Source organism: Polaromonas hydrogenivorans (genome assembly GCF_040105105.1).
Taxonomy (GTDB): domain Bacteria; phylum Pseudomonadota; class Gammaproteobacteria; order Burkholderiales; family Burkholderiaceae_C; genus Polaromonas; species Polaromonas hydrogenivorans.
The window spans coordinates 2,533,355-2,560,308 of sequence record NZ_CP157675.1 but is presented as its reverse complement, the minus strand read 5'-3'; the positions used below and the strand labels follow the sequence as shown (position 1 = coordinate 2,560,308).

Genomic DNA, 26,954 nt, shown 5'->3' with positions numbered 1-26,954 from the left:
GCAATGTCCATTTCATAAAATGCCCTCAATGGTTCATACCGTTTCGGATGCAATGGAACTTTTTGCTTTAAAACTCATGCCGGTACCAGACACCGATCCCGCGATTGGCCGCCGATGACACGCCGCCCTGGACATTGGTGTAAAACGCTTCGGCCCTGACCTGCCCGGCGCTGGAGACCGGGATGTTCAGGGCGGCACGCAGGCTGTAGGCGCGGTCGCTGGCCGGCCATTGCTTGCCGACCCATCCGTCAATCAAGCCATGAACACGGCGTTCTCTTCCTTCGGCTTGGCCGAATCTCAGCGTGGCGCCAATCCCGAGCGTGCTGAAGCGGGTCGCCAGCACCCCTTCAATGGTTTGAAACGCCGGCAGCACCGGCCCGATCAGGTACGCGGGCAGGCGATCCGTCACCCGGTTTCTTTCCGAGCTTCCGGAAATGCGCATCTGCCATGCCGGAATGCTTTTGAGAACGGTGGTTCCCATCTCGCCTTCGACCCGATAGCCATGGCCCAGCGCGTCGCCGTTGCGGGTATTGAAGTTCTGCCTCGCCATTTCAGCGCGGGCATACGTCAAATCGGTCAGGTTGCCGCTGACGCCCAGCGAGACCTTGTCCTTGCTGCCAATGGCGCGCAGCGCGGAGGTTTCCTCGGTCAAGCCATTGAGCGAGACATCCAGACGGGTATTCAGGCGCGGGCTGAGCACATGAATCCATTCGAAGCGGCCGTAGGTCAGCGATTTGTCGGAGCGCTGGTTGCGGCCAAGGGTGACTCGCATCGGGTTGTCAGTGACGGGAAGCTCGGTCAGGAATGACAGGTCGTTTTCGCCATGGAATCCCGACACCAGCAAATTGGGGCTGTCCGAACTCAGTGCGTTATGGGCAAGGCGCACGGTCGTTCGGCCTTTGGCGTGCGGGAAGCTGGCCGCAACTTCGCTGCGCCTGATTTTCAGGTCGGAAAGATTCCGGGCCTCAAACCCAGCCTCAACGCGGCGGGCCAACTGAGTCTTGAGCTGGTCGCGGTGCTGGCGCAGCAATTCGCTGGATTCGTCTTCCGCTTCGAGCAGGCTTTTTTCAGTCAGCGAAAGCGCCAGCTGATTGTGGCCAAGCTGGCGCAGCGCGGTGACCCGGTCAGGCGTCGAAAGGTCTTTCTCGCGCTGCTGCAAGACCTGCTCGATGGCCTGCGGGTCGTGCCTGGCCATGGCGACGGCCAGCAACTGGTAGGCGGGAAGCTTTTGGTGATCGGCTTCGGCGCGCGCCAGCCAGTCATGCGCTGCATCGAAATTCTTCTGCGCCAGGCTCGATGCAACCAGCGACTCGTAAACGTCCGCATCCGTGTAGCCGCGCTCCAGCGTATCTTGCAACACCTGATCGCCAGCGGCCACGCCATCAAAGTCGCGCACCATGGACGCATAGGCCAGCAGCACCACCTTGCCGTCGGGTTTGGGCATGTCATTGACGATGGCCAGCCGGTCCTTCAGGCGCAGCACGATGGCGCGGCGCAGGCGTTCTTCCTGTTCCGGCTGTCCGGCGTGGGACAGCGCCGAGACATAACTCAATTGCCACAGGAAGTCGTCCGGCTTTTCACGCGCCTGCTTGTCGAACCAGACCAGCGATTCATCCACGCGTTTGAGTTGCAGCAGCGCGACTGCGTAAGCCGACCAGTAGGCCGGTTTGGCCTGTGCGTCGTCCTGCCATTGCGCCAGATGATCGCCCAGTTGCTGCTTGTCGCCGCCGTCGATCTCGAACCACAGGATCTGCGCCCGCGTTGGCACTGACGCGGGGTTCAGCGCCAACGCTTGCTTGTAGGCCGCGCGCGCGCGCTCTTTCTGGCCATCGTGGTTGGCACTATGCGCCTCAAGCAGCCAGTACATCTCGCTGCTCCTGAATTTGTCCTCGGCGTTTTTGGCCTGCGCCGTCAAGTCGCGCAAGTTGTCCCACAGCGACGCCTGGGAGGCTGCGTCCATCGCCAGCAGCAGCCAGCGCGCCTCGGCGAGACGCTGGTAGCCCTGCTCGCCGATGGCGATGGCCTGCTTGGGCTCGCCGTTCGCGTTGTAGTGTTGAATCAGCCTTTCCATGGCAAGTCCGTTGGTCGAGCCTGCCTCCCAGACGGTGCGGTAAGCCAGCACCGCCTCCGGCTTGGCTCCGCGATCCCAGGCCTGGTCACCGTAGAGCTGCCAGTACGCCGTGTCGCCGGGCGATGCATGAACGCGCGCACCGCGCAAGACCTCCCACGCTTCATTGGGCTTTTGCGCGAGTGACAGCTGTTCGGCCTGGCGGCGGGCCGACTCAATCGGACTGACTGGCCGGGTCGCGGCTGATGCCCCGCTTGGAAAGCTCATGGCCACAAGCCCCGCAAGCGTGAGCGAACGCAGCAGGGGGGACGCACATTCGAAGCCATTTTTCGTGGCGGCTAAGTTCACTCTCATTTTTTGACTCCAATGGAAATCATGTCGAGACCGGGCGTCGCCACCCACGATGCGAATCCCAGCGCCGTGATTTGCCGGGCAGTTTCTTGCGCCAGATCGGGCTTGTCCTGGGGGACATAGTCAATGACCGTGATTGGCAGGCCATAGCGAAGGTGGGCATGGTTCAGGCGCGCCAGCAGCCAGTTGCGGTCTTTTTCGCTGACGCTTTCGTATTCCTTGGTGGTCGGGTTCCAGCTTTGAAACAGCGATTCCGCCACCAGCCCGACGGCCAGCGGCCCGGCCTCGGGCAATACGGCAAATCCCCGGTTGAACAATAGCTTGACGCCGGGGAAGCGCTGGTGCATGGCGCGAATGATCTCGACAAGCGCTTTTGCCTGGGCCTGCCGTGCCTCCGGGCTCTTGGCCACGATTTCATAGCTGTCCAGCGTGTCAAGGAAGAAGCCGCGATAGCCGTCCGCCCAGAGCCGCGCCATGCGCACTTCGATGAGAAAGTCGCGCCAGCCCGGTTGGGTCAGGTCGGCGATGCGGCTTTGCCATGCCATGTTGGCACCCATGAACAGGTGCTTGGGCAATGCGCGAGAAGAAGCTCGCCAGCCCTCGGCTTCACCGACGCTTAAATAGGCGAAAACGTCGGCTCCCGCAACGCGCAACCCGTCAGGGTTTTTGATATTTTCTGCTTCCACCACGATGCGCTGAAATTTCGACAACGCAAGCACCGGAACGGGGGTGCCGTAGAAGAACGCCGTACTCGGAGGAGAAGGAAACGGTAGCGACGGCGGCGCCATCGCGCAGCCATGCATCAGCAGGCAGGAAGACCATAAAGCCCCCACTTTGCAGGACATGCACTTGCGTAAAAAGTGTAAAAGGCCTCGATAGCTATCCGCAGGATTCAACAATAAATGTATCGGCCCCGCACGGGTGGCAATCAGTCCCATGGCGCGTCCTTTGCCCGGATGCTCCGCACTGTGTGCATCCAGCTGCTCGGAAAGGTGGACGGGGTTCCGGGAAATCGCTTTGTCCCTCACAACTGCAGTCATGGGTGTTCCCTTGTTGGTTAATTTCGCGGCACTTTTGGTGCTTTGCCTGGCCCGAAATTAACGTGGGGGCGTGGTTACCCCACTTGATAAATCACAACTGGAAACTAAATTTAACGTCAGCTTGTTGACTTTTCATCCTGAGTTTTGTGGCGCGTATCAGCACAGCTCCAGCAGGCAAGCGCAGCGCAGGCCAGCATTCATGCGGATTGGCGAGGTGATGCTTGGATTTAGCCTTTTGCGCATAGCTGATGGGCGAAGTTAGCTATTAAAAAAATAGCAAATGCCACGCCGATGAGAAGGCGGCGAGCCGCGCGCCTTCAGCGAATGCCGGGCCGAGGTGTTGCCTGGCCCCGGTTTTGAGCCGTCGGATTCCTCAGATCAGGTGGCGCATGGCCTGCGCGGTTTCGCTCAGCACGGACAAAACGCGGGCAACGGCATCTTCGCTGGACTCGTGCCCGATGGGCATGGTGACGCTCAAGGCCCCCATGACTTCACCGTGCCGGTCCCGCAGCGGCACGGCAATACCGCGGTGATTGAGTTCGAGCTGCTGCTCCGAAATGGCCCATCCCTGGGCGCGCACGCGCGCCAGTTCGATGCGCAGGCGGTCCTTGCTGGCAATGGTGTAGGAGGTGTAGGCCTTCAGCTCATGGGTGTTCAGCCAGGACTCCAGCCAGCCAGGTTCGCGCAGCGCCAGCATCATCAAGCCTGCGGCGGTGACCTGCGCCTGGACCCGCGAGCCCAGCACATAGCCGGTGTTCATGGCGCGGTTGGCGCCATTGCGCGCGATGTACACAATCTCGTCGCCGTCCATCACGCTGACATAAGCGCTTTCCTGCGTTCCAGCGGTCACGCGTTGCAAAAAGGGCTGCACCATGCGCGGCAATCGCGCCGATTCCAGGTAAGACTGGCCCAGCCTGAGCACGCGCGGGGTCAGCCAGAACAGCTTGCCGTCGGTGGCGACATAACCCAGGTGCTCCAGCGTCAGCAGGTAGCGGCGTGCGGCGGTGCGCGTCATGCCGCAGCGCGCAGCCGCCTGGCTGGCGGTCAGGCGGGGATTGGCATCGTCAAAACACTCAATGATGGACAGGCCTTTTTCAAGGCCGGCAATCCAGTCGCGTTTGTCGAGCGTGGAGGTCGGGGTGTTTTGCACGGAAGGCCGGGACAGGGGTTGGGCGGGCGAAGTCATGGCCAAAGTATTGTGGGTAATCAGCAAACGTAAATCTCGGGTGAAACCCTTGTTTCGCGCGATAAACGAACATTTTTGTTCGTTTATCGCGCAAATAGCTATTTTTGGCACTTCTCAAGAAGGTGTGCAGCCACTAAAGTTCAGGCCAATTCAAGTTTTGTATCGATTATCGAACGCTTAAGGCTTTGCACCCCATGCTTCCCACCCTCAACGGCGCCACTGATGTTTACCTGATCCTGGGTGATCCGGTCGAGCAGGTGCGTGCGCCCGAATCGTTCAACCTGATCTTTGCCACGCTGGGCATCAATGCGGTGCTGGTGCCGGTGCATGTGCCGGCCGCCTCGGTGCGGGACTTTGTTCGGGCCGCCTTTTCGGCCCGCAACATCAAGGGCCTGTTCCTGACCATCCCGCACAAGTCGCTGGTGATGGACCTGCTCGATGAATGCTCGGAACTTGGGCGCCTGGCCGGCGCGGTCAACGCCGTGCGCTGCGATGCCGATGGCCGGCTGGTCGGCGCTTTGTTCGACGGCGAAGGGCTGGTCGATTCGCTCAATGGCTTCAACATCGCGTACACCGGCAAACGGGTGCTGATTCTGGGCGCGGGCGGCGGCGCGGCGGCCATTGCGGCTTCGCTGGTCAGCCCGGCTTCCCGCGTATCGAAGGGCGCGGCAGGCGAAGTGGCCCTGTACGACCCGACACCGGGCAAGGCTCAGGCGCTGGTCGAACGGCTGGCTCCGGCGACCTCGGCCAGGGTCACGGCGGCAGGCAGCAACGACCCGGCCGGGTTTGATGTGGTCGTGAACGCGTCGCCACTGGGCCTGCAACGCACCGACCCCATGCCCTGCGACGTGTCGCGCATGGCGCCGCATGCCGCGCTGGTGGATATTTTGATGAAGAACCAGCCCACGCCCGTGGTGCGGGCGGCGCGCGCACTCGGCCTGGTGGCGCATCCGGGGTTCGAGATGATGATCCGGCAGGGCGCGCTCTACCTTGATTTCTTTGGCCTGCATGCGGCCGCGCAGGCGGTGCAGCGCGATTCCAGCTTTATCCGGCAGCAGATTTACCCCGCTGAGCTGCAAGGCGAAATTTCACTTTTTTAAACCCCCCGAGGAGACAAGCATGAACAAACGATTCGCTCTTAAATTAATAGCTGCCTGTGCAATAGCAGCAAGCGCAACAGCCGGTTTTGCTCAAGAAGTGATCAAGATCGCCAACATTGTCGAGTTGTCGGGCGGCGGCGCCAGCGCCGGCACCAACTTCAAGAACGGCGTTGAACTGGCGGTCAAGGAAATCAATGCCGCCGGCGGCATCCTCGGCAAAAAGATCCAGACCACCACCAACGACACCCAGAGCAACCCCGGCGTGGCCAAGGGGCTGACGCAAAAAGCCATCGACAACGACGTGTTCGCCATTTTCGGCCCGGTGTTCTCCGGCTCCATCATGGTCAGCATGGCCGAGTCGCGCCGCGCCGAGGTGCCCAACTTCACCGGCGGCGAGGCGGCCGGCATCACCGAGCAGGGCAACCCCTACGTGTTTCGCACCAGCTTCACCCAGGCGAGCGCCATGCCCAAGGTGGCGCGCTACATCAGTGAGCAGGCCAAGCTGAAAACCATCGCCATCATTTACGTGAACAACGACTTCGGCAAGGGCGGGCTGGATGCGCTGAAAAAAGCGCTGGCCAATTCGCCGACCAAGGTCGTGGCCGAGGTTTCCACCGACAGCGGCCAGGTTGACTTTTCCGCCGCCGTGCTCAAAGCCAAGCAGAGCAATGCCGACGGCGTGTTTGCCTATTCGAACGAAGAAGAGTCGGCCCGCATCCTGCGCGAATTGAAGAAGCAGGGCTGGACCAAACCCATCATTGGCGAAACCACGCTGACCGGCCAGAAGGTCATCGAGCTGGCTGGCGACGCCGCCAACGGCGCGATTGCCCATGTCGGCCTGACGGTCGATGCGCCGCAGCCGGCGATTCGCGCCTTTCGCGCCAAGTTCGAGAAGGAATACAAATATGTCTCCGACCACAACGGCATGAAGGGCTACTCGGGCATCTACATCCTCAAGGCGGCAATTGAAAAGACCGGCAAGCTCGACCGCAAGGCGGTGGCCGCCACGCTGCACACGCTGAAGGTCAAGGCCGCCGACCAGCCCGGCGTGCTGATGGATGTGTCGTTCGACGCCAAGGGCGACCTGGACCGCGAGAGCTTCATGATCGAGGTCAAGAACGGCAAGCAGGAAGTCGTTTCCATCCTGCCGGCGCTGGGTGCCGGTGCCGCGCCAGCCGCCGCAGCAGCGAAAAAATAAGCCGCCGGCCCTCGGGCCGCAGCCTGTCGCATCAGCACCCGCGCCCGGGCGCAGGTGCGACGGACCCTCCAACCTCCTCGCAAGCCACTTTATGCAAGCCCTGCCATGACAGACTTCCTCCAACTCCTTTTCTCAGGTCTGGCCACCGGCGCGATCTACGCGCTGGCGGCCCTGGGCTTTACCCTGCTGTGGCAGGCCTCGGGCACGATCAATTTTGCCCAGGGCGAATTCGTCATGCTGCCGGCCTTCATGATGCTCGGCTTCATGTCGCTGGGTGCGCCCATGCTGGTGAGCTTTGTTCTCACCGTGCTGCTGGCCATTTTGGTGCTGGGCTGGGTGTTCAAGCGCGGCGTGGTCGATCCGCTGTTCAAGTACGGCATGATGCCCATCGTCGTGGCCACCATCGGCCTGTCGATCTTCATGCGCAACGGCGTGCGCGCCGGCTACAGCGCCGAAGCCCATCCTTTCCCGAGCCTGTTTGCCGACAAGCTGTTCAACATTGCCGGCGTCACGGTGACGCTGCAGGACATCGGCACCTTCGTGCTGGCGATGGCCATCGTGATGGGAACCCAGGCCTTCCTGGCCAAGACCGTGACCGGCCGCGCCATGCAGGCCGTCGCGCAGAACACCGAAAGCGCCTCGGTGCTCGGCATCAACGTGCCGCGCATGATTTTCTACACCTTCGCCATCAATGCCGTGCTGGCGGTGGCGGCGGCGCTGCTGGTCACGCCGACCTACCTGGCCAAGTTCGACATGGGCGAGGGCCTGGGCAACAAGGCCTTTTTTGCCGCGATCATCGGCGGCTTCAACAACTCGCGCGGCGCGCTGGTGGGCGGTCTGCTCGTCGGGGTGTGTGAAAACCTGGCTGCGGCCTATATTTCGCCCGCCTACAAGGATGCGGTGGCGCTGGTGATTTTCATGGTCGTGATCCTGTTCAAGCCGCAAGGTCTGCTGGGCAAGAAAGAGGAGCGAAAAGTATGAACGCTATTTTCAACAACAAATTTGCCACGCTGTTCACGGTGCTGGGCGCCTTGCTGGTGCTGGTGGCGCCGCAATACCTGAAGAACTACGGCATTTACCTGCTGACCTACTGGCTGATCTTCATCATCGCCACCATGGGCCTGAACCTGACCATCGGCTACGCCGGCCAGAAGTCGCTCGGCCATGCGGCCTTCTTCGGCATCGGCGCCTACACCGTGGCGATCATGATGAAGGCCGGCATCAGCTTCTGGCTGGGCCTGCCGGCCGCCGCGCTGCTGTGCTTTGCCATCGGCCTGATCCTGGGCTTTCCGGCGTTGCGGGTGCAGACGATTTACCTGGCGTTTGCCACGCTGGGCTTCAACACCGCCGTCTGGCTGGTGATGCGCAATGAAGAGTGGCTGACCGGTGGCACCTTCGGCATCAACAACATTGCGCGGCCGGTGATTTTTGGCTATTCGCTCGAAGCCAACCGGCCTTACTACTACTTCGTGCTGGCCGTCACGCTGGTGCTGGCCGGGCTGCTGTGGGGCCTGCTGCGTTCGCCCTGGGGCAAGGCCTTCAAGGCGCTGCGCGACAACCCGATTCGCGCTGAAAGCCTGGGCGTGGACATCCGCAACTACACGCTGTTGAGCTTTGCCATCGGCGCGGTGTATGCCGGCGTGGCCGGCGCGCTGTTCGCTTCGCTGGTGCAGTTCATCGAGCCGGCGCCTTTCGCGGTCGGCGCGTCGATCATGATGTATTTGATGGTGGTGGTCGGCGGCGCGGGCTATTTCCTCGGGCCGGTGATCGGCGCGGCTGTCGGCGTGGTGCTGCCCGAATGGCTGCGCGACGTGCCGGGCGTTGCCAACTGGTATTTGCCGCTGTTCGGCGCCGCCGTGGTGCTCTTGATGATCTGGCTGCCCGATGGCTTGCTGAGCATTCCCGACCGTATCAAGGCCAAGCGGGCCGCGCGCGCAGCGTCGGCGGCGCGCACCGCAGCGGCCAGCAGAATTGGAGCTTCGTCATGAGCAATGCCTTGCTAAAAGTAACAGGCCTCAAGAAAGCCTACGGCGCCATCCAGGCGGTCGGCGGGGTGTCGTTTGAAGTCATGCCGGGCGAAATCTTCGGCGTGATCGGCCCCAACGGCTCGGGCAAGACCACCATGTTCAACAGCGTGCTCGGCCAGATCACGCCCGACGCCGGAACGATTGAACTCAAGGGCCAGAACATCACCGGCCTGTCGCCGCTCGAACTCAGCCGCCGGGGCGTGGGCCGCACCTTCCAGACGCTGCAGGTGTTCGGCAAGATGACGGTGCGCGACAACCTGATCGTGGCCGCGCAGGAGCATCACGGCAGCATGTGGAGCCGCATGTTCGCACCCGGCGACTCTGGCCTGGGCGACAAGGCCGACGCGCTGATCGACCAGTTCCGCATCCGGCATGTGGCCGATTCCCTGGCCGGCACACTGAGCTACGGCCAGCAAAAGCTGGTCGATATCGCCATGGCCTTCATGGCCGAGCCCGACCTGGTGCTGCTTGACGAGCCGTGCGCCGGCGTCAACCCGAGCCTGGTGGGCGGCATTTCCAGCCTGCTCAAGGAACTGAACAAGACCCGCAAGGGCTCGTTCGTGGTCATCGAGCACAACATGGACTTCGTGATGGACCTGTGCCACCGCATCATGGTGATGGTCGAGGGCAAGGTGATGGCCATTGGCACGCCCGCCGAAATTCGGGCCAACAAACAGGTGCTCGACGCCTACCTGGGGAATTGAACATGGCAGACGATATTTGCATTGAATTCGACGACGTGGTGGCCGGCTACAAGGACTTCATGATCCTGAACAACCTGTCCTTCAAGGTCAGGCGCGGCTCGATCACCTTGCTGCTCGGCCCCAACGGCGCGGGCAAATCGACCGTGCTCAAAACGCTGTTCGGCCTGCTCAAGCCGCGCCAGGGCCGCATTTTGCTCAATGGCGAGAACATTGCCGGGGCCAGCCAGAAAGAGCTGCTGGCCAAGGGCATCGCCTTCGTTCCGCAGGGCCGCAACCTGTTCGGCCAGCTCACCGTGTTCCAGAACCTGGAGCTGGGCGGCATCACGCTGGGCACCAAGATCACGCATGAACGCATCCCGGAAGTGCTGGAATTCTTCCCGCGCGTGAAGGAGCGGTTGCACTCGCAGGCCTCGGCGCTTTCGGGCGGCGAGCAAAAGCAGCTTGAAGTCGGCCGCGCGCTGCTGCTGCGGCCCAAGGTGCTTCTCATTGACGAGCCGTCGATCGGCCTGTCGCCGCTGGTGGTGCAGGACGTGTTCAAGCTGCTGCAAAAGCTGGCCGCCCAGGGCACGACCGTGCTGATGGTCGAGCAGAACGTCAAGAGCGCGCTGAAGATGGCCGACGACGCGATTGCGCTGGAGTCGGGCCAGCTGGTGCTGCACAAAAAGGCGTCCGAGCTGCTGGCCGACCCGAATATCGAGCGGCTCTTTCTGGGCGGCGGCCATGTGCCCGGCGCGGCAGGCGGATCAGTCGCCAGCGCGCTGCTTTGATGGTTTAAACCGAATTTTTTGCATTCAACTGGAAAACCCCATGAGTACACCGCTGCAAGCGTCCGCCGCCGACCGTGAAGCCATCCAGGAGGCCGCCAACCCGCTGGGGCTGGACGGCATCGAGTTCATCGAATACGCCACCGCCAAGCCGCAGGCGCTGGGCCAGGTGCTGGAGATGATGGGCTTTCGTCCGATTGCCCGGCACCGCTCGCGCGAGGTGATGCTGTACCGCCAGGGCGGCATGAACGTGATCGTCAACGCCCACATTCCCGTCATGCCCAACGGCGCGCAGCCGGCCGACAAGCCGCAGCTCGCCGCCGTGGCGCTGCGCGTGCGCGACGCCGCAGCGGCCTATGCCCATGCGCTGGAAAAAGGCGCCTGGGCCGTGCCGCCGCGCGTCGAGGTGATGGAGCTGAACATCCCGGCCATCCACGGCGTGGGCACCAGCCGCATCTATTTCGTGGACCGCTACGACAAGTTTTCGATCTATGACGTGGACTTCGTGCCGATTCCGACGGTGGACCAGCATCCGCCGGCCGTGGCCGGGCTGCATTTTTTCGGCATCGTGCAGTACATCGGCACCGATCGCACCGAGGACTGGGCCGAGTTCTACCGCGAACTGTTCGGCTTCATTGAATTGCCCGCCGAGCAGCGCTTCGGCATCCTGCCCAAGGGGCGCATCCTGCGCAGCCCGTGCCCGGCCTCGTCGCGCTTTTACCTGCAGCTGATCGAGCCCGACGCCAGCGTGCTGGAAGTCGAAAGCAACGAAGGCCTGCAGCGCATCGGGCTGGGCAGCCCGGACGTGCTGGCGACGGTGGCCGAACTCGGCAAGCGCGGCGTGGAATTCGTCGAGTCGCGCGGCGTGCACACCGAGGACCGGGGCGCGCTCACCAAGACCTGGATGGGCAGCGTGAGCTTCGAGCTGGTCCACAACCTACGCTGAGCAGGCAGGAACACCCCATGAACCACAACAGCGGCAATATCGGCGATTTCGGCATGGACACGATTTCGCTGGCCGGGCCTCTTGAGGCCAAGCTCAAGGCCGTGCGCGAGGCCGGCTTCACCCAGATCATGCTGGCCGCCCGCGACCTGGTCGGCCACCCCGACGGCATGGAGGCCGCCGTGGCCGCCGTGCGCGCCAGCGGACTGCGCGTCACCGGCTTTCAGGTGCTGCGCGATTTTGAAGGCCTTTCGGGCCATCTGCACGCCTACAAGATCGACATCGCCAAGTCGATGCTGGCGATGTGCCACGCGCTTGACTGCCGGCTGCTGCTGGTCTGCTCCTCGACCTCGGTGCATGCCAGCGGGGACACGCAGGCGCTGGTCAAGGACTTGCGCAAGCTCGCCATGCTGGCCATTCCGATGAACATCAAGGTCGCCTACGAAGCACTGTCCTGGGGCCGGACCGTCAATGAATTTCCGCAGGCCTGGGACCTGGTCTGCCAGGCCGACATGCCCAACCTGGGGCTGGGCCTGGACTCGTTCCACCTGTTCGCCACCAACACGCCGCTCGACGAGCTGGAGATGCTGGACCCGCAGAAAATCTTTCTGGTGCAGCTGGCCGACTTCATGTGGCTTGACATCAAGTCGGTCCAGGAGCGCATTGACACGGCGCGGCATTTCCGGGTGTTTCCGGGCGAGGGCGTGCACAGCGAAGCGCTGGCCGCGCTGGTGGCCCGGCTGCACGCGTTGGGCTACCGGGGCGACTACAGCTTTGAGGTGTTCAACGACGACTACCAGCAGATGCCCCTGCCCACGGTGGCCCGGCGCGCCTGGCGCTCGGCGCAGTGGCTGGGCGAGGACGTGCTGCGCCGCTCGGTGCCGCTGCCCAACCAGATCCGGCTCAAACGCTGAACCGGGTGGTTGATTCGTTGATTGATTGACCGGGCTTTGCATCGCATGAGCAGCATTTTTGAAGGTTTCCTGTCCACTTCCGAAATCCAGGAGGCTTTCAGCGAGCGCAATTTCCTGGATGCGATGCTGCGTTTCGAGGCTTCGCTGGCGCGGGCGCAGGCGCGGGCCGGCCTGATTCCGGAGGCTGCTGCCCAGTCCATCATCGGCACCTGCAAGGTCGAGCTGTTTGATGTGGCCAAGATCGTGCGCGAAAGCGGGCGGGCCGGCAGCGTTGCGATACCGCTGGTCAAGAGCCTGAAGGAAACCGTGGGGCTCTTCAACAAGGAGGCCGCCCGCTTTGTCCATTTCGGCGCGACCTCCCAGGATGTGATCGATACCGCGCTGGTCCTGGTCACCCGTCATGCCCTGGCGCTGATTGAAGCCGACGTGCGCAAAGCGCTGGCAGCTCTCCTGGTGCTGGCCGGGCGCCATGCGGCCGATCCGGTGCTGGCCCGCACGCTGATGCAGCCGGCCTCCGTCACCAGTTTTGGCCTCAAATGCGCCGGCTGGGCCGCGCCGCTGGTGCGCAGCCTGCAGCGCCTGCGGCTCAGCAGCGCCAATGCCCTGAGCCTGCAACTGGGCGGCGCGGTGGGGACGCTGGCCGAAATGAAGGACAGGGGGCCCCAGGTGATTGCACTCATGGCCGCCGACCTCAAGCTCAAGGCGCCGCTTTTTTGCTGGCACACGCAGCGCGACGAATGGGTGGCGCTGGGCTGCGAACTGGGGCTGCTGGTGGGCAGCCTGGGGAAAATCGCCAGGGACATTTCGCTCATGGGCCAGTACGAGGTGGGCGAGGTGGCCGAGCCGTCGGAAGCCGGGCGGGGCGGCTCGACCGCCATGCTGCACAAGCGCAATCCGGTGGCCTGCATGGTGGCGCTGGCCGCAAGCGTGCGGGCGCCGCAGCGCGTGGCGGCCTTGCTGGCCGCGATGCCGCAAGAGCATGAGCGCGCCCTGGGCAACTGGCAGGCCGAACTGGCCGAATGGCCGGGGCTCCTGACGGCGGCGCATGGCTCTGCCCGCGCCATGGCGCATGCGCTGCCCGGCCTGCAGGTGGACACCCAGCGCATGCGCGCCAACCTGGACGCCGTGCGCGCGGCCTTGCCGCCGCAGGCCGCTGAAGAATGGTTCAGCCCTGCGCTGGCGCAGCATGCCGCCGGACTGGCCCGCGCCCAGGTGCAGGCGCTGACTGAACTGCACACCTCCTTGACCCACAAACCGTGAAGCCACCATGCCTTTAACTGATCCTGATCCTTCTGTTGATTCCCGCGTTTTCCAGCTGGCCGTGGCTGGCGCCGGCCTGATTGGCCGGCGCCACATCGAGCTGATCCAGGCCAGCGCACGCACCCGTTTGTGCGCCATCGTGGACCCGACCCCGGCGTCGGTGGACTTTGCCGCCAGCCTGGGCGTGCCGCACTTCGCCAGCCTCGAAGACCTGTTTGCCGCGCAGACGCTTGCAAAGCCCGATGGCGTCATTCTGGCCACGCCGAATCCTCTGCATGTGCCCGGCGCGCTGTGCTGCTCGCAACACGGTGTGCCGGCCTTGATTGAAAAACCGGTGGCCGACTCGCTGCAGGCGGGCCGGCAGCTGGTCGATGCGCTGGCCCAAAATCCGGTGCCGATGCTGGTCGGCCATCACCGCAGGCACAGCAGCACGCTGCAGCTGGCGCGGCGCGCCATCGAGTCGGGCGAGCTGGGCCGGGTGGTCACCGTCATGGGCAGCGCGCAGTTCTACAAGCCCGACAGTTATTTCGAGCAGGGCGCCTGGCGCAGCCAGGCGGGCGGCGGCCCCATCCTGATCAACCTGATCCACGAGATGGACAACCTGCGCTACCTGTGCGGCGAGGTCGAGTCGGTGCATGCCGTCGCCTCGAATGCGGTGCGGCAATTCGCGGTGGAAGACACCGTGGTCATGACGCTGAAGTTTTCCAGCGGCGCGCTGGGCACCTTCACGCTGTCCGACACGGTGGCCTCGCCGCGCAGCTGGGAGCAGACCTCGGGCGAAAACACCGACTACCCGCGCTACCCGTCGGAAGACTGCTACTTCATTGCCGGCACCCGGGGCTCGCTGGCCGTGCCGACGCTGCGCACCTGGTCTTATGCGCCGGGCGGCGGGGAGCCCGGCTGGTGGACGCCCTTTGCCCTAAACACCCTGGCGCTTGAAGCCGTCGATCCGCTGGAGGCGCAACTGGGCCACTTCTGCGATGTGATTGCCGGCAAGGCCGCGCCGGTCATCACCGTGGCCGATGCCCTGCAAAGCCTGCGCACCGTTGAAGCCGTGCGCTGCTCGGTTGCCAGCGGACAAACCGTGAGCCTGCAGGACAACTGCCTGGGCTGAAATCGCCCTGGTCGGTCAGGCGAGTGGAGCGCTCGCTGGCCGGGCAGCGCGTGCCGATGAATCCGTGAGTTGCCCGGCGCAGGCATCCCGAACACACCCGCGCAGCCAGCGATGCGCGGGGTCGGCATCGAGCCGCGGGTGCCAGAGCAATGACACCGTGATCTCCGGCGTAAAGACTGGAAGGGGAAAACTATGCATTCCGGCTCGCAGGTTTGCGGTGTGCCGTTCGGGAACACTGGCGATCAGGTCGGAGGCCCGGGCCAGGGCCAGCGCGGCTGAAAAGCCGCCGACGGTCGTGACGATCTCCCTTTCCAGCCCGAATGGAGCCAAGGCTTCATCAATCGGCCCCCTGTCCTGACCCCGCCTGGAAACGCAGATGTGCCTGCCGGCCGCATAACGGGCGGGAGTGATTTCGCCCTGGTTCAGCGCGTGTCCCATGCGCACGACGCCAATGAATCGGTCCCGGATCAATGCCTGCGCTCGCACCTCCGGCGCCGTCGTCTTTCCCACAACGCCGGTTTCCAGATCGACGCTCCCGTCGCGCAGTGGCGCGCTGCCCTTGTCTGGCTTGGGCACGAAGCGCAGCCGCACGCCGGGCGCTTGCTCGCCGACGCGGGCAATGAGGCTTGGGCCGAAGTTCTCGACAAAGCCTTCGCTGGTCCGCAGCGTGAAGGTTCGGACCAGCTGCTGGAGGTCGAGCTTCTCGGCAGGGCGCAGAACCGCTTGGGCCTCATGCACAAGCTGGCTGACCCGCTCGCGCAGCTCGACCGCCCGGGGTGTGGGAACGAGACCGCGCCCGGCCCTGACCAGCAGCGGATCGCCCGTCGTCTCCCGCAATCGCGCCAGCGCCCGGCTCATCGCCGACGGGCTCAGCCGCAAGCGCTGCGCTGCGCGCGCAACGCTGCCTTCCTGGAGCAATACATCCAGGGTGACCAGCAAGTTGAGATCGGGCATCGACATGCATCGACCATAGCGCAGCTGGATCGTGATGTGGCGTTGAACGCATGAATAAAGTGCAAGTGGCGCGTCTTCCGCTATGTCAGGCAAAGAATTACGCTTGCATGACCGCTCCTTTTCGGGAGTCGCCAGACAAAGGAATTCATGTTCAAGTCAATCATTGCAAAACGGGATGAGGCAGTCGCCGCAAGCGTGGAACGCACGCCTTCGGTCCGGTGGGTGCTCGCCAGCCTGTCGCTTTCCATGCTGCTGTCCTCGCTGGGCACCAGCATCGCCAATGTCGGCTTGCCGACGCTGGCCCAGGCCTTCAGCGCTTCCTTCCAGCAAGTGCAATGGGTCGTCCTCGCGTATCTGCTCGCCATCACCACCCTGATCGTCAGCGTCGGGCGGCTCGGTGACATCACCGGCCGACGGCGGCTGCTGCTAGCCGGAATCTTCCTGTTCACGGTGGCTTCGATCCTGTGCGGCGTCGCGCCCACGCTCTGGTGGCTGATTACCGCCCGGGCGGCGCAGGGCTTGGGCGCGGCCATCATGATGGCCCTGACCATGGCCTTTGTCGGTGAGACGGTTCCGAAGGCCAGGCTAGGTGGCGCCATGGGGCTGCTGGCAACGATGTCCGCAGTGGGCACCGCGCTCGGTCCATCGCTCGGCGGCGTGCTGATTGCCGGGTTCGGCTGGCGAACCATCTTCCTCGTCAACGTCCCGCTGGGCATCGCGGCGTTTCTGCTCGCGCATCGCTACCTGCCGGTTGATCGCCGGGGGCCAAAGACGGACAGTGCCGGCTTCGACCTTGTGGGCACGCTGCTGCTGGCGCTGACGCTCGCGGCGTATGCACTCGCCATGACGATGGGGCGCGGCAGTTTCGGTGCGCTCAACATGGCGCTGCTGCTGGCGGCTGCCCTGGGCGTCGGCCTGTTCGTGCGCGCCGAGGCGAGGGCCGCATCGCCTTTGATCAGACTGGCGATGTTCCGTGATCCAGTCTTGAACGCGAGCCTCGCCATGAGCGCTCTCGTCTCGACGGTGATGATGGCGACGCTGGTGGCCGGGCCGTTCTATCTGTCGCGCGCGCTCGGGCTTGACGCGGCGCTGGTCGGTCTTGTATTGTCGGCAGGCCCGTTTGCCGCCGCGCTGGCCGGCGTGCCGGCCGGTCGCATGGCGGACCGTTTTGGCGCGCAGCGCATGACCATCGCCGGGCTCATCGCCATGGTGGCCGGTTGCTGCATCCTGTCCATGCTGCCGGCCAGCTTCGGTATTCCCGGCTACATCGCTCCCATCGTCGTCGTCACCGTCGGCTATGCGCTGTTCATGACGGCCAACAACACCGCCGTCATGGCGGATGTCCGTGCGGACCAGCGGGGTGTCATTTCCGGCATGCTCAGCCTGTCGCGCAATCTCGGGCTCATCACCGGCGCATCCGTCATGGGCGCGGTGTTCGCGCTCGCATCGAAGGCGGCCGACATCACCACGGCGCGTCCCGAGGCGGTTGCCGCCGGCATGCGGATCACGTTCGCCGTCGCGGCGATGCTGATCGTCGTCGCGCTTGCCATCGCGGTTGCAAGCCGTGCGCGCGCAACCCGCCATTCGCTTTCTGCGGACGTGTCATGACGCCGCCGCCAGCTGGCCGGCTGGGTAGGGCTGCATGAAGTCCATGGTTTGCGCCACGGGCGCTGCCAGCCAGTCGTGATAAGCCCCGTCCGGCAGTATCACCACCATTCTTTTTTCATCCGCCGGCTTGTGGTAGTTTTTCATCAGCGCATGGCTGTCCGCGTTGATGGTCAGCATGCAAAAGCTGTGCAGCACTTCGCCCTGGGGCGATTTCCATCGGGACCACAAGCCAGCAAGGCCCATGGGCTTGCCATCGGCGCGGCTGATGCGCGTGGCAACGGCCTTGCCGCTGCGCCAGTCCGGTTCAAAGAAGGCGTCTGCCGGAATGATGCAGCGCTGGCCGTGGCGCCAGGCATCGCGAAAACTCGGCTTGCTCGCGGCCGTCTCGCTGCGCGCGTTGTAGGTGCGCCGGCCCACGGCGCTGTCCTTGGCCCAGTGCGCAACCAGCCCGAACTGGCCGGGCAGGGCTTCGCGTTCGGGCACGGCTTCATCGCCGGCATCGGCTTCGGGCGGGCGGCGGATCAGGCTGGCTGCGTACAGCGGCCAGACATCGGCCTTGCCCGTATCGGCCGGTGGCTCGACCGCAAAATGGCGCTGGTAGCGCTGTCGGTCCTGCACGGATTCGTAGTGGCTGCACATGCGCGTATGGTAATGATTGGCAGGACGCTCGCCAAGATGGCGGGCCATTTTCAAGCCCTTTGAGGCCCTGCGCACGGCGGCCGGGGCTGTCAGCGCCAGCGTAGCCCTTGCTGGGCGCTGATTTTATGATAAAAACTGCCATTTACGCATGTCCTGTATGCATATATAGCTACTAAAAATATAGCATGATAATTTTTGCAATGGATGAGCCCATCCTTGCGACACAATCCCCAAGCCTGATTGCCCTCTGTGGGCGCGCCACCCCGAACAGAAAAAGAGCCTTGCATGCGTTTTATCCATACCGCCGACCTGCATATCGACAGCCCCTTGCGCGGCCTGAGCCGCTACCAGGGCGCGCCGCTCGAACGCCTGCGCAGCGCCACGCGCCGCGCGCTGGAGCGGCTGGTGGAACTGGCGGTTGAAGAAAAAGTCGATTTTGTGCTGATGGCAGGCGACCTGTACGACCGCGACTGGCAGGATTTCCACACCGGCCTGTTCGTCAATGCGCAGCTGGTGAAGCTGAAAAATGCCGGCATCCAGGTTTTCATCGTCCAGGGCAACCACGATGCGCAGAGCCACATGACCCGGCAGATTCCCTGGCCCGACAACGTCAAGGTGTTTTCCAGCCGAACCGCCGAGACGGCGCACCTGCCCGCGCTGGGCGTGGCGATTCACGGCCACAGTTTCCCGAACCGCGAGGTGCCCGAGAACCTGGTGCCCGGCTACCCTCCAGCGCTGCCGGGCTGCTTCAACATCGGCCTGCTGCACACCAGCCTGACCGGCATGGACGGCCACGACACCTACGCGCCAGCCACCCTGTCCGACCTCAAGGCCAAGGGCTACGACTACTGGGCGCTGGGCCATGTCCACGCCCGGCAGGTGGTGTGCGAAGCGCCGCGTGTCGTCTTTCCGGGCAACCTGCAGGGCCGCCACGCCCGAGAAACAGGCCCCAAGGGTTGCGAGCTGGTGACGGTCGAAGGCGCAACGCTCACGGCGCGTTTCGTGCCGCTGGACGTGGTGCGCTGGCATCAGGTGGAAATTGATATGCAGCCGGTTTTGCAGCTCGATGAGGTGCGGCGAACGGTGGTGCAGGCGCTGCAGTCCGCCGTGGCCGATGCCGGCGAGGTGCTGCACGCCATGCGCGTGGTGCTGACCGGGCAGACGCCGCTGCAGGCGCTCGAAGCCAGCCAGCCCGGCACGCTCGAAGCGGCGGTGCAGGCGGCGGCGCAGGAGGTGTCGGGGGCCGATGTCTGGATCGAGCAGGTCAAGCTCAGGCTGCGCTCACCGCTGGACCGCGAGCGCATCGGGCAGGGCGCAGGCGCGCTGGGCGAGCTGGTGCGCTGGGTCGATGAGCTCTCTAGCGATGGCCCGGCGCTGGAGCAATTTTGCCGCGAGGCGCTGACCGAAGTGCTGGGCAAGCTGCCCGCCGAGGTGCAGGCGGCGCTGGCGCACGACCTGGCCGAAGGCGACATTCCGCGCCTGGACGACGAGGTGGCGCTGCTGGCGCTGGTCAAGGATGCCGAAGCCACCTTGCTGGCGCGTTTGAACATTCCCGAAGAAAAGTCTGCCGCATGAAAATCCGCACCCTGTTTTTAAAGGCCTTCGGCCCGTTCACCGACACCACGCTGGATTTTTCCGGCCCGGCCGGCCTGCACCTGATTTATGGTGCCAACGAGGCGGGCAAGTCCTCGGCGCTGCGCGCCATCACCGACTTGCGCTACGGCATCCCGATGCGAAGCAAGGACGATTTTGTCCACGAGTTCAAGAACATGCGCGTGGCCGGCTGCTTCGAGGATGTGGCGGGCCGCGCCGTCGGCCTGGCCCGGCGCAAGGGCAACAACGACACGCTGACGGGCGCGGACCCGCTCACCGGCATGCAGTTGGCCGGCGGCGTGGTTTCGCCCGAGGTGCTGCTGGCGCTGACCGGCGGCGTGGCGCGCGAGCAGTTCGAGACCATGTACGGGCTCAATTCCCAGCATCTGCGCAAGGGCGGGCAGCTCCTGATTCAGGGCGAGGGCGAACTGGGCGCGGCGCTGTTCGAGGCCAGCACCGGCTCGGCGGGCATCAAGCAGATGCTGCAAACCCTGCAGGAGGACGCCAAAAAATATTTCAACCCGCGCAGCAAGGCGCCGGTTCTCAACGAGGCGCTGCGCCAGCTCGACGAGGCCAAGCAGCGCTACCGGCTGGCCGTCACCAAGCCCGACCAATGGAAAATCCTGAAGCGCGAGCATGAGGCGGCCGAACTGCATCTGGCGACCGTCAGGCGCGATCTGGCCGGGCAGCGGCGGCGCCAGGCCGAACTGGCCGAGCTGCGCGCCGTCGAGCCGCTGCTGCAGCAACTGGCGCTGAACGAGCAGGGCTGGGCGCAAGTCGAGGGCCATGTGGCGCTGCCTGAAAATGGCAGAGAGTTGCGGCTGGCCGCGCTGCAGCAGCAGGCCCAGGCGCGCCAGGCGCTGCTTGAGGCCCAAGCCGCGCTGGCCGACTGCCGGGCGGCCTTGCAGGCGCTGCACATCGAGCCGCTGCTGCTGACGCATGCGCCCGCGATTGACCGGCTGGCCGCTGATCTGGCGCTGGCCCGGCACGGGCGCGACGAGCGCCTCAAGCTGCAGGCGCAGGCCGATTCCGAGGCCGGCCAGCTGCTGCTGCAGGCCGCGCAAATCATGGGCAGCGGCCAGAGCCCGGACAGCCTGGAGGCGTTTTTCCAGCGCGCCCCTTCGGCGGCGGACCAGGCCGAGCTGGCGCGCCTGCTCGATGAAGCCAAGAGCCTGACGCTGGCGCTGCAGCATGCGCAGGAGCGGCTGGACGCGTCGCAGCGCAAGCTGGCGCTGCACCGGCGCGAGCTGCTCGAAGCGCCCGCGCTGCCCTTGCAGCAGGCGCTGGCCATGGCGCTGGCGCAGGCGCAACTGCTGGGCGATGCGCCGCAGCGGCTGGCCGAGCAGCACGCCGCACTAAGCGCCGAGCAGCGCCGGCTGGCGCAGGCGCTGGCCGATCTGGGGCTGGACTCTGCGGCGCAACTGGCAGCCTCGCGCTGGCTGGCTTCGGCCGAGATTGACGCTTACGAGCACACGCGCCGCGACTTGGGGCAACAGGTGGTTTTAAGCAAGAGTAAATCAGAGGAGTTGCAGACTCATCTCGACAGCCAGCAGCGGCGGCACAAGAGCCTATGCGCCACCGGCGAAGTCGTGACTGCCGAGACCCTGCGTCAGGCCCGTGCCGTGCGCGATGCGGGCTGGCAGACGATTCGCAGCGCGTTCATCGACCGGCCGGCGGCGGCAGCCGAGCCAGTAACGGAGTCGCCCGGCCATCAGCCGCAATCTCTGGCGGCCGACCTGCCGCACGCCTTCGAGCGCGCGCAGACGCAGGCCGACCGGCAGGCCGACCTGCTGCGCGAAGGCGCGACGCGGGCCGCTGAAGTGGCCGAGTGCGAACAGCGCATCGCCGAAATGACGCAGGCGCTGGCCGAACACCAGCGCGCCCGCGCTGAACAGGCGCAGGCGCTGGCCGTGCTCGACGAGAACTGGCGCTGCACGCTGGCGCGCCTGGGGCTTCCAGTCGGAACTGCGGCGCTGGTGCGCGAATGGCAGGCGCTGCGCCAGAGCGCGCTGGAGCGCCACGAGCGCCTCATCAGCGCCGAGCAGGCCCATGCCGGGCTGGCCCGGCAGGTCAGCGCCGCCACGCAGCCGCTGCTGGCGGCGCTGGGCGAGTTGGGGCTGGCCGCGCCGGATGAGGCTGCGCCCTTGCAGGTGTTGATGAAGCTGGGCGCCGACGCCGACCGCCGCCTGCTGGCGCAGCAGGCCGCCATCGCGCAGCGCGCCAGCGACATGGCCAGCCTGGCGCAGGATATTGAAGACGGCCAGGCCAGCGTTGCCGAATTGACGGCGCTGCGCCAGGGCTGCCAGCGCACGCTGGACGACAAGGCCCGACTTCTTTACTTGGGCCAGGGCGCTGCCGCCGAAACCCTCAAGGCGCGGTTGGCCGAACTGCAGCGCTGGGTGCAAAACTACCAGCGCCATGCCGAGCACCTCGGGCAGGTCAGGGCGATGAAGGACAGCGAAGACGCCGCCCTCGACGCCGCCAGCGCGCTGGGCCAGTTGGTGCAGGAGCCGGTATGGGACCACCAGGCGGCCTGGCTCGATGCGCTGGCCCTGCGGCTGGCGCAAACGCGCGACGCCGTGCAACTGAAGGCCGCCGGGGAGCGCAGCGAAGCCGAGGAACTCCGGCGCCAGCAGCGCGCGCAGGCCGATCTGCAAAGCGCCGCGCAGGCCCTTGCGCAATTGGTGGCGCAGGCCGGCGCGGAAAACGCCGACGCGCTGCCCGAAGCCGAAACCCGCTCGGAGCAGCGGCGAACGGCAGCGGCGCGGCTGCAGGATTTGCAGGAGCAACTGGCCAGAACCTCGGCCAAGGACGCCGCCACGCTGCGCGCCGAGCTGGCCGGCCTGGACCGCGTGGCGATTGACGGCGAAAAGCAGGCCTGCGCGGCAGATATTGCGCGGCTGGAGGCCGATGAACAAGCCGCCATCGACGCCGAGCAGGCCGCCCGCATCGCGCTGGCGCAGATCGACACCTCGGACGCCGCCGCCCAGGCGCGGGAGGAAATGGAAGCGGCGATTGCCCGCTACCGCGCCGGCGTGCGGCCATGGGCGCAGCTCAAGCTGGCGCAGGCCCTGCTTGGCGAAGCCCTGCGCCGCCACCGCGAAAAGGCGCAAGGCCCGGTGGTGGCGCTGGCGGGCGAGTATTTCCGGCTCATGACCGGCGGGCGTTTTGTGCGCCTGCGGGTGGACGAGGACCACGACGCCCCGGTGCTGCTGGCCGAGTCCGCGCAGGGCCAGCGAATGGAAGTCGCCGCCCTGAGCGAAGGCACGGCCGACCAGCTCTATCTGGCGCTGCGCCTGGCTGCGCTGGAAGTGCAGCGCAAACCCGACCGCATGATGCCGCTGGTGCTCGACGATGTGCTCATGACCGCTGATGATGAACGCGCCGCCAGCATGTTCAGCGCGCTGGCAAAATTTGCCGCTGCGGGCCAGGTGCTGGTGTTCACGCACCACCATCATTTGCTGCAGGTGGCGTCCGGCGCGCTGGGGCATGACGGGCTGCGGGTTCACCGGCTTGAGGCTGCCTTCGAGCGCCATCCCGCGCCATGAGGCCGGCAGCCGGAAGAAATGCCTGCGCAGGCCGAAATTTTTAATGGTTTCCTGCTTTTGCGCACAGCCCACAAGCGCAGGCAGCTATCATTTTTACAGTTAATGAAAGAAAAGAGGTTGGCATGATTGTTCGATTCCACATCGACCCGATGGAGCAGGATCTGTATGAATACAGCGTCAGCTATGAAGGTGAGCCGCTGTATGCCGATGTCGGCCTGGCGTCCATCGAGGACTGCATCGTCGCCGCCACCGAAGGACTGGACCAGGAGGCCGTTGCGGCCGAGATTGCGTACAAGGGAATCATCAGCGGGACGTATCCGCTGGCGTCGCTGGCATTGATGACGGCGCAGATTGCCGACCATGCGGTGCAGACCACCCTTGCCATTGAGGAAGTCAGCGAATAGAAAAATGAAGGTGACGAGCCTTGACCCCGGCACTGGCTCCGCAGTTAGGGCTGCTTGGTTCCCCATCTGACCCGGTTGGCCGCTTTACCATGCGGGAAGGCCCGTCACCGCTGATTATAGGGGAAGGTTTTGCCCCTTCGCGTCCTTGACGCCATTTTCAAATCCGGGGTTCAGTTTGCCAGTCAGTTACAGGAAAACAAACAAGTCATGAAACCGATAACCATGGCGCAGGCCAGTGCGCTGCTTGCTTTTGCCGGCTGGACCCAGGTTCAGGCCCAGCCGATGGATGCCTTGCAGGTGCGCAGCCTGGCGGCCAGTTGCGCGGCCTGCCATGGCACGCAGGGCATGGCCCAATCGGGCATGGCGTCTCTGGCCGGACTGAACAAGGATGCCCTGCTGCAGACGATGCTCGATTTCAAGACCGGAAAAAAGCCGGCAACCCTCATGCAGCAGATCGCCAAAGGCTATTCCGACGAGCAGCTCGCCGCCCTGGCTGCCTATTTTTCCAGCGCCAGATAAAAAACAAAGCTCCATCATGAAACGTCGCCAGTTTGTGCAAAGTGTCGGTGCATCGGGTTCGCTCGGCGTTCTGGGTCTGATGTCGGGTTGCTCCGGCATGCGCGGCAGCCCGCCCAGGGTGGTGGTGGTCGGTGGCGGCTATGGCGGTGCCACTGCGGCAAAGTACGTGCGCATGTGGTCCGGCTACGGCATCGACGTCACCCTGGTCGAGCCCGGCGCCCATTTCATCTCATGCCCGCTCTCCAACCTGGTGATTGGCGGCAGCAAGGGCATGGCTGACATCACCACGCCTTATGACGGGTTGGCCGGCAAGCATGGCGTGCGGCTGGTGCGGGACCGGGTGATCCGCATCGATCCCGACCGGCGCAGGGTTGTGCTGTCCAGCGGGGGCGAATTGCCCTATGACCGGCTGATTGTCTCGCCGGGCGTGGATTTCATGTGGGACACCTTGCCCGGCATGGCCAGGGAAAGCGCCCGGGACAAGGTGCTGCACGCCTGGAAAGCCGGTGCGCAGACGCTGGCGCTGCGAAAGCAGCTTCAGGACATGCCCGACGGCGGCGTGTATGCGCTGTCGATTCCGCTGGCGCCTTACCGCTGCCCGCCCGGCCCTTATGAGCGGGCCTGCCAGGTGGCGCATTATTTCAGCCAGGCCAAGCCCAAGAGCAAGGTGCTGATTTTTGATGCGAACGAAGATGTCACATCCAAGGGGGCGCTGTTTAAAAAAGCCTGGGCTGAGCGTTACAAAGGAATCATTGCGTATTTTCCTTTGCACAAGGCGGTCGATGTGGATGCGGCCACCAACACGCTCAAGTTCGAGTTCCATGACGATGCGAAGGCCTCGGTGCTGAACGTCATTCCTGACACCCGTGCTGGCGAAATCGCTGTCAATACGGGTCTGGCGACTGCCAACAAGCGCTGGTGCGAAGTCGATTTCCTGACTTTTGAGTCCATCGCGGCCAAGAACATCCATGTATTGGGCGACGCTATCCAGATCGCGCCCGCCATGCCGAAATCGGGCCACATGGCCAACCAGCACGGCAAGACCTGCGCGGCCGCCGTGGTGGCGCTGCTGACGGGGCGGCAACCGAATCCCGAGCCGGTTTACAACAATGTCTGCTACAGCTTTGTCAGCGACACCGACGTGGTGCATGTCGCCAGCGTGCATCGCTATGACACCGGCAAAAAAACCATGCTGCCCGTGGCTGGCGCTGGTGGCCTGTCCAGCGCCGCCAGTGAGGTCGAGGGGCGGTATGCGATGGCGTGGGCGCGCAACATCTGGGCCGATACGCTGGCCTGATGCGCGGATTCGGCGTTGCAGCGGCTGTTACCTGACAGAGAACCCGAGGCTGTTTTTTGCCCGCAAGAAGGCACAATCACGCTTTCAAGTTTGCAGCACAAGGAATTGCCCCATGCCATGCGTCGTATTCAATCAAAAAGGGGGGGTGGGCAAGTCCACCATCACCTGCAACCTGGCCGCCATCAGCGCCAGCCAGGGCTTGCGCACCCTGGTCATCGACCTGGACCCGCAGGGCAACTCCAGCGCCTACCTGATGGGGGATGCAGCGGTTCAGGGTCAGCCGAACATTGCGGATTTTTTTGACAACACCCTGAGCTTCAGCCTGCGCAAGGTGCTGCCCGCCGAATTCATCGTTGCCACGCCGCATGAAAACCTGGACCTGATGCCGTCCTGCCCCAGGCTGGACGAGCTGCAGTCCAAGCTCGAATCGCGCCACAAGATCTTCAAGCTGCGCGAGGCGCTGCAGCAACTGGCCGGCGACTATGACCGTATCTACATCGACACGCCGCCGGCGCTGAATTTTTACACCCGCTCGGCGCTGATTGCCGCGCGCGGCTGCCTGATTCCGTTCGACTGCGACGATTTTTCGCGCAAGGCGCTCTACACCCTGCTCGAAAACGTGCAGGAAATCCAGGCCGACCACAACGCCGGCCTGAAGGTCGAAGGCATCGTGGTCAACCAGTTCCAGCCCCGGGCCAACCTGCCGCAGCGCATCGTCAATGAACTGATCGCCGAGGGTTTGCCGGTGCTGCAGCCTTATTTGCCGTCCTCCATCAAGGTCCGTGAATCGCACGAGCAGTCGCTGCCCATGATCTACATGGACCCCGGCCACAAACTGACGCAGGCGCTGGTCGCGCTGCATGCGGCGATCCAGCGCTGAGCCTTCAAGCCGAGTCATGCATAAAAACCGGATGCCATCGCGCCGACAGGCACTCAGTCACACTGCCGCCCTGGCGGCCTTGCTGGCTGGCACCGGCCTGTTCCCGCAGCTTGCCAGGGCCAACAGCAACAAGGCCTTTGACGCCAAGACCATTCAGGACGCGCTGGCGGCGCTGGGTGCCGGCGCCTTGTCCGAAAGCGGCGACGTGACCTTGAGCGGCCCGGACATTGCCGAAAACGGCGCTGTCGTTCCGTTTGCCTTCAGCACCACGCTGCCCGGCGTCAGGCGCCTGCTGCTGCTGGTGGAAAAAAATCCGGTTTCGCTGGTGGCGCTGTTCAATGTGTCGGCCGCTGTCGAGCCGGCTTTTTCCATACGCGCCAAGCTGGCGCAGTCGTCAAGCGTGTACGCCGTCGCCGTCATGGACGATGGTCGGGCGCTGTACGCCCGCAAGGAAATCAAAGTCACGCTCGGCAGCTGCGGCACCTGACGCGCTGGCCGGTTTTTTATCCAGAATCAGGAATTCACCCATGGCAGACCCGATGCGTATCCGCGCCCAGGCCAGCGGCGGCAAAGCCACCGTCCGCATCCTCATGGCGCATGAAATGGAAAGTGGCCAGCGCAAGGACGAGGCCGGCCACATCGCACCGGCCTGGCATATCCAGGAGGTCACGGCGAGCCACAACGGCAACACCGTGATGACGGCCGAATGGGGTCCGGGCGTGTCGAAAAACCCCTATCTGCAGTTTGTCGTCAAGGGCGCCAGGGCGGGCGACACGATTGGCGTGCGCTGGAAAGACAACCGGGGCGATACCCGCAGCGACGAAGCCACGGTGTCCTGAGCGG

At 64.5% G+C, this 26,954-nt stretch carries 24 protein-coding genes and 1 other RNA gene; 19 read left to right on the top strand and 6 right to left on the bottom strand.

Annotated features, from left to right (window positions below; translation table 11 throughout):
• Positions 1–67: 67 nt before the first annotated feature.
• The 3 genes from ABLV49_RS12295 to ABLV49_RS12285 all read right to left on the bottom strand — a co-directional run bounded on the left by ABLV49_RS12295 (position 68) and on the right by ABLV49_RS12285 (position 4,645).
• The gene (locus ABLV49_RS12295; protein WP_349276753.1) at positions 68–2,335 is read right to left on the bottom strand and encodes a tetratricopeptide repeat protein; all 2,268 of its coding nucleotides are present in this window, start codon (positions 2,333–2,335) and stop codon (positions 68–70) included.
• A gap of 83 nt (positions 2,336–2,418) precedes the next feature.
• Positions 2,419–3,459, bottom strand: coding sequence for an endo alpha-1,4 polygalactosaminidase (locus ABLV49_RS12290; RefSeq protein WP_349276751.1), 1,041 nt, complete (start codon positions 3,457–3,459; stop codon positions 2,419–2,421).
• Between the two features lie 373 nt (positions 3,460–3,832).
• A complete protein-coding gene (locus ABLV49_RS12285) occupies positions 3,833–4,645 on the bottom strand; it encodes an IclR family transcriptional regulator domain-containing protein (RefSeq protein WP_349276749.1) in 813 nt (270 codons plus the stop codon).
• 194 nt (positions 4,646–4,839) lie between these two features.
• Between ABLV49_RS12285 and ABLV49_RS12280 the strand changes: the two genes are divergently transcribed.
• From ABLV49_RS12280 to ABLV49_RS12235, 10 genes are all read left to right on the top strand, one after another.
• Positions 4,840–5,745, top strand: coding sequence for a shikimate dehydrogenase family protein (locus ABLV49_RS12280; protein WP_349276747.1), 906 nt, complete (start codon positions 4,840–4,842; stop codon positions 5,743–5,745).
• Between the two features lie 19 nt (positions 5,746–5,764).
• On the top strand, positions 5,765–6,943 hold the full coding sequence (locus ABLV49_RS12275) for an ABC transporter substrate-binding protein (RefSeq protein ID WP_349276745.1): 1,179 nt from the start codon (positions 5,765–5,767) through the stop codon (positions 6,941–6,943).
• Between the two features lie 105 nt (positions 6,944–7,048).
• Positions 7,049–7,924, top strand: a complete 876-nt coding sequence (locus ABLV49_RS12270; protein ID WP_011801051.1) for a branched-chain amino acid ABC transporter permease — start codon at positions 7,049–7,051, stop codon at positions 7,922–7,924.
• Positions 7,921–8,931: a branched-chain amino acid ABC transporter permease gene (locus ABLV49_RS12265; protein ID WP_011801052.1), complete on the top strand. Its 1,011-nt coding sequence runs from the start codon at positions 7,921–7,923 to the stop codon at positions 8,929–8,931. The genes ABLV49_RS12270 and ABLV49_RS12265 overlap by 4 nt, the downstream gene beginning before the upstream one ends.
• Complete coding sequence (locus tag ABLV49_RS12260) at positions 8,928–9,674, top strand: ABC transporter ATP-binding protein (protein ID WP_011801053.1); 747 nt, start codon at positions 8,928–8,930, stop codon at positions 9,672–9,674. Before ABLV49_RS12265 ends, ABLV49_RS12260 begins: the two co-directional genes overlap by 4 nt.
• Before the next feature lie 2 nt (positions 9,675–9,676).
• Positions 9,677–10,441: an ABC transporter ATP-binding protein gene (locus tag ABLV49_RS12255; protein WP_349276742.1), complete on the top strand. Its 765-nt coding sequence runs from the start codon at positions 9,677–9,679 to the stop codon at positions 10,439–10,441.
• A gap of 40 nt (positions 10,442–10,481) precedes the next feature.
• A complete protein-coding gene (locus ABLV49_RS12250; RefSeq protein ID WP_349276740.1) occupies positions 10,482–11,384 on the top strand; it encodes a 4-hydroxyphenylpyruvate dioxygenase in 903 nt (300 codons plus the stop codon).
• Between the two features lie 17 nt (positions 11,385–11,401).
• The gene (locus tag ABLV49_RS12245) at positions 11,402–12,295 is read left to right on the top strand and encodes a sugar phosphate isomerase/epimerase family protein (protein WP_011801056.1); all 894 of its coding nucleotides are present in this window, start codon (positions 11,402–11,404) and stop codon (positions 12,293–12,295) included.
• A 45-nt stretch (positions 12,296–12,340) separates the two neighbouring features.
• Entirely contained in the window at positions 12,341–13,555 is a 1,215-nt protein-coding gene (gene pcaB, locus ABLV49_RS12240; protein WP_349276737.1) for a 3-carboxy-cis,cis-muconate cycloisomerase, read from the top strand.
• 7 nt (positions 13,556–13,562) lie between these two features.
• The gene (locus ABLV49_RS12235) at positions 13,563–14,669 is read left to right on the top strand and encodes a Gfo/Idh/MocA family protein (RefSeq protein ID WP_349276735.1); all 1,107 of its coding nucleotides are present in this window, start codon (positions 13,563–13,565) and stop codon (positions 14,667–14,669) included.
• A 15-nt stretch (positions 14,670–14,684) separates the two neighbouring features.
• Here the strand turns inward: ABLV49_RS12235 and ABLV49_RS12230 are convergent, their stop codons facing one another.
• Positions 14,685–15,629, bottom strand: a complete 945-nt coding sequence (locus ABLV49_RS12230; RefSeq protein ID WP_349281696.1) for a LysR family transcriptional regulator — start codon at positions 15,627–15,629, stop codon at positions 14,685–14,687.
• A 141-nt stretch (positions 15,630–15,770) separates the two neighbouring features.
• Between ABLV49_RS12230 and ABLV49_RS12225 the strand changes: the two genes are divergently transcribed.
• Positions 15,771–17,231: an MFS transporter gene (locus ABLV49_RS12225; protein ID WP_349276733.1), complete on the top strand. Its 1,461-nt coding sequence runs from the start codon at positions 15,771–15,773 to the stop codon at positions 17,229–17,231.
• Here ABLV49_RS12225 and ABLV49_RS12220 read toward each other — a convergent pair.
• Complete coding sequence (locus ABLV49_RS12220) at positions 17,226–17,918, bottom strand: SOS response-associated peptidase (RefSeq protein WP_415838100.1); 693 nt, start codon at positions 17,916–17,918, stop codon at positions 17,226–17,228. The two genes, ABLV49_RS12225 and ABLV49_RS12220, sit on opposite strands and share 6 nt — an antisense overlap.
• Positions 17,919–18,155: 237 nt before the next feature.
• Between ABLV49_RS12220 and ABLV49_RS12215 the strand changes: the two genes are divergently transcribed.
• The 3 genes from ABLV49_RS12215 to ABLV49_RS12205 all read left to right on the top strand — a co-directional run bounded on the left by ABLV49_RS12215 (position 18,156) and on the right by ABLV49_RS12205 (position 23,415).
• Positions 18,156–19,445 (top strand): metallophosphoesterase family protein, encoded by a 1,290-nt coding sequence (locus ABLV49_RS12215; RefSeq protein WP_349276731.1) that lies wholly within the window; start codon positions 18,156–18,158, stop codon positions 19,443–19,445.
• Entirely contained in the window at positions 19,442–23,011 is a 3,570-nt protein-coding gene (locus ABLV49_RS12210; protein WP_349276729.1) for an ATP-binding protein, read from the top strand. Before ABLV49_RS12215 ends, ABLV49_RS12210 begins: the two co-directional genes overlap by 4 nt.
• 122 nt (positions 23,012–23,133) lie before the next feature.
• Positions 23,134–23,415, top strand: a complete 282-nt coding sequence (locus ABLV49_RS12205) for a hypothetical protein (protein WP_011801064.1) — start codon at positions 23,134–23,136, stop codon at positions 23,413–23,415.
• A 9-nt stretch (positions 23,416–23,424) separates the two neighbouring features.
• Here ABLV49_RS12205 and ffs read toward each other — a convergent pair.
• Positions 23,425–23,521: signal recognition particle sRNA small type (gene ffs / locus ABLV49_RS12200), an RNA gene on the bottom strand.
• 101 nt (positions 23,522–23,622) lie between these two features.
• Here ffs and ABLV49_RS12195 point away from each other — a divergent pair.
• The 5 genes from ABLV49_RS12195 (at position 23,623) to soxZ (ending at position 26,950) form a co-directional block, all read left to right on the top strand.
• Positions 23,623–23,934 carry a c-type cytochrome gene (locus ABLV49_RS12195; protein WP_349276727.1) on the top strand — a complete coding sequence of 104 codons (312 nt, stop codon included), beginning with the start codon at positions 23,623–23,625 and terminating at the stop codon, positions 23,932–23,934.
• A 16-nt stretch (positions 23,935–23,950) separates the two neighbouring features.
• The gene (locus tag ABLV49_RS12190; RefSeq protein ID WP_349276725.1) at positions 23,951–25,231 is read left to right on the top strand and encodes an NAD(P)/FAD-dependent oxidoreductase; all 1,281 of its coding nucleotides are present in this window, start codon (positions 23,951–23,953) and stop codon (positions 25,229–25,231) included.
• Positions 25,232–25,343: 112 nt separating this feature from the next.
• Complete coding sequence (locus ABLV49_RS12185; protein WP_349276723.1) at positions 25,344–26,111, top strand: ParA family protein; 768 nt, start codon at positions 25,344–25,346, stop codon at positions 26,109–26,111.
• Between the two features lie 31 nt (positions 26,112–26,142).
• Complete coding sequence (soxY, locus tag ABLV49_RS12180) at positions 26,143–26,598, top strand: thiosulfate oxidation carrier protein SoxY (protein ID WP_349276721.1); 456 nt, start codon at positions 26,143–26,145, stop codon at positions 26,596–26,598.
• Between the two features lie 40 nt (positions 26,599–26,638).
• The gene (gene soxZ / locus ABLV49_RS12175) at positions 26,639–26,950 is read left to right on the top strand and encodes a thiosulfate oxidation carrier complex protein SoxZ (RefSeq protein ID WP_349276720.1); all 312 of its coding nucleotides are present in this window, start codon (positions 26,639–26,641) and stop codon (positions 26,948–26,950) included.
• Positions 26,951–26,954: the final 4 nt, after the last annotated feature.

Excerpts from the sequence above, each read along its gene's own strand:
- ABLV49_RS12295 (WP_349276753.1), bottom strand. The coding sequence starts at position 2,335 with ATGAGCTTTCCAAGCGGGGCATCAGCCGCGACCCGGCCAGTCAGTCCG.
- ABLV49_RS12290 (WP_349276751.1), bottom strand. The coding sequence starts at position 3,459 with ATGACTGCAGTTGTGAGGGACAAAGCGATTTCCCGGAACCCCGTCCAC.
- ABLV49_RS12285 (WP_349276749.1), bottom strand. The coding sequence starts at position 4,645 with ATGACTTCGCCCGCCCAACCCCTGTCCCGGCCTTCCGTGCAAAACACC.
- ABLV49_RS12280 (WP_349276747.1), top strand. The coding sequence starts at position 4,840 with ATGCTTCCCACCCTCAACGGCGCCACTGATGTTTACCTGATCCTGGGT.
- ABLV49_RS12275 (WP_349276745.1), top strand. The coding sequence starts at position 5,765 with ATGAACAAACGATTCGCTCTTAAATTAATAGCTGCCTGTGCAATAGCA.
- ABLV49_RS12270 (WP_011801051.1), top strand. The coding sequence starts at position 7,049 with ATGACAGACTTCCTCCAACTCCTTTTCTCAGGTCTGGCCACCGGCGCG.
- ABLV49_RS12265 (WP_011801052.1), top strand. The coding sequence starts at position 7,921 with ATGAACGCTATTTTCAACAACAAATTTGCCACGCTGTTCACGGTGCTG.
- ABLV49_RS12260 (WP_011801053.1), top strand. The coding sequence starts at position 8,928 with ATGAGCAATGCCTTGCTAAAAGTAACAGGCCTCAAGAAAGCCTACGGC.
- ABLV49_RS12255 (WP_349276742.1), top strand. The coding sequence starts at position 9,677 with ATGGCAGACGATATTTGCATTGAATTCGACGACGTGGTGGCCGGCTAC.
- ABLV49_RS12250 (WP_349276740.1), top strand. The coding sequence starts at position 10,482 with ATGAGTACACCGCTGCAAGCGTCCGCCGCCGACCGTGAAGCCATCCAG.
- ABLV49_RS12245 (WP_011801056.1), top strand. The coding sequence starts at position 11,402 with ATGAACCACAACAGCGGCAATATCGGCGATTTCGGCATGGACACGATT.
- pcaB (WP_349276737.1), top strand. The coding sequence starts at position 12,341 with ATGAGCAGCATTTTTGAAGGTTTCCTGTCCACTTCCGAAATCCAGGAG.
- ABLV49_RS12235 (WP_349276735.1), top strand. The coding sequence starts at position 13,563 with ATGCCTTTAACTGATCCTGATCCTTCTGTTGATTCCCGCGTTTTCCAG.
- ABLV49_RS12230 (WP_349281696.1), bottom strand. The coding sequence starts at position 15,629 with ATGTCGATGCCCGATCTCAACTTGCTGGTCACCCTGGATGTATTGCTC.
- ABLV49_RS12225 (WP_349276733.1), top strand. The coding sequence starts at position 15,771 with ATGTTCAAGTCAATCATTGCAAAACGGGATGAGGCAGTCGCCGCAAGC.
- ABLV49_RS12220 (WP_415838100.1), bottom strand. The coding sequence starts at position 17,918 with ATGGCCCGCCATCTTGGCGAGCGTCCTGCCAATCATTACCATACGCGC.
- ABLV49_RS12215 (WP_349276731.1), top strand. The coding sequence starts at position 18,156 with ATGCGTTTTATCCATACCGCCGACCTGCATATCGACAGCCCCTTGCGC.
- ABLV49_RS12210 (WP_349276729.1), top strand. The coding sequence starts at position 19,442 with ATGAAAATCCGCACCCTGTTTTTAAAGGCCTTCGGCCCGTTCACCGAC.
- ABLV49_RS12205 (WP_011801064.1), top strand. The coding sequence starts at position 23,134 with ATGATTGTTCGATTCCACATCGACCCGATGGAGCAGGATCTGTATGAA.
- ABLV49_RS12195 (WP_349276727.1), top strand. The coding sequence starts at position 23,623 with ATGAAACCGATAACCATGGCGCAGGCCAGTGCGCTGCTTGCTTTTGCC.
- ABLV49_RS12190 (WP_349276725.1), top strand. The coding sequence starts at position 23,951 with ATGAAACGTCGCCAGTTTGTGCAAAGTGTCGGTGCATCGGGTTCGCTC.
- ABLV49_RS12185 (WP_349276723.1), top strand. The coding sequence starts at position 25,344 with ATGCCATGCGTCGTATTCAATCAAAAAGGGGGGGTGGGCAAGTCCACC.
- soxY (WP_349276721.1), top strand. The coding sequence starts at position 26,143 with ATGCCATCGCGCCGACAGGCACTCAGTCACACTGCCGCCCTGGCGGCC.
- soxZ (WP_349276720.1), top strand. The coding sequence starts at position 26,639 with ATGGCAGACCCGATGCGTATCCGCGCCCAGGCCAGCGGCGGCAAAGCC.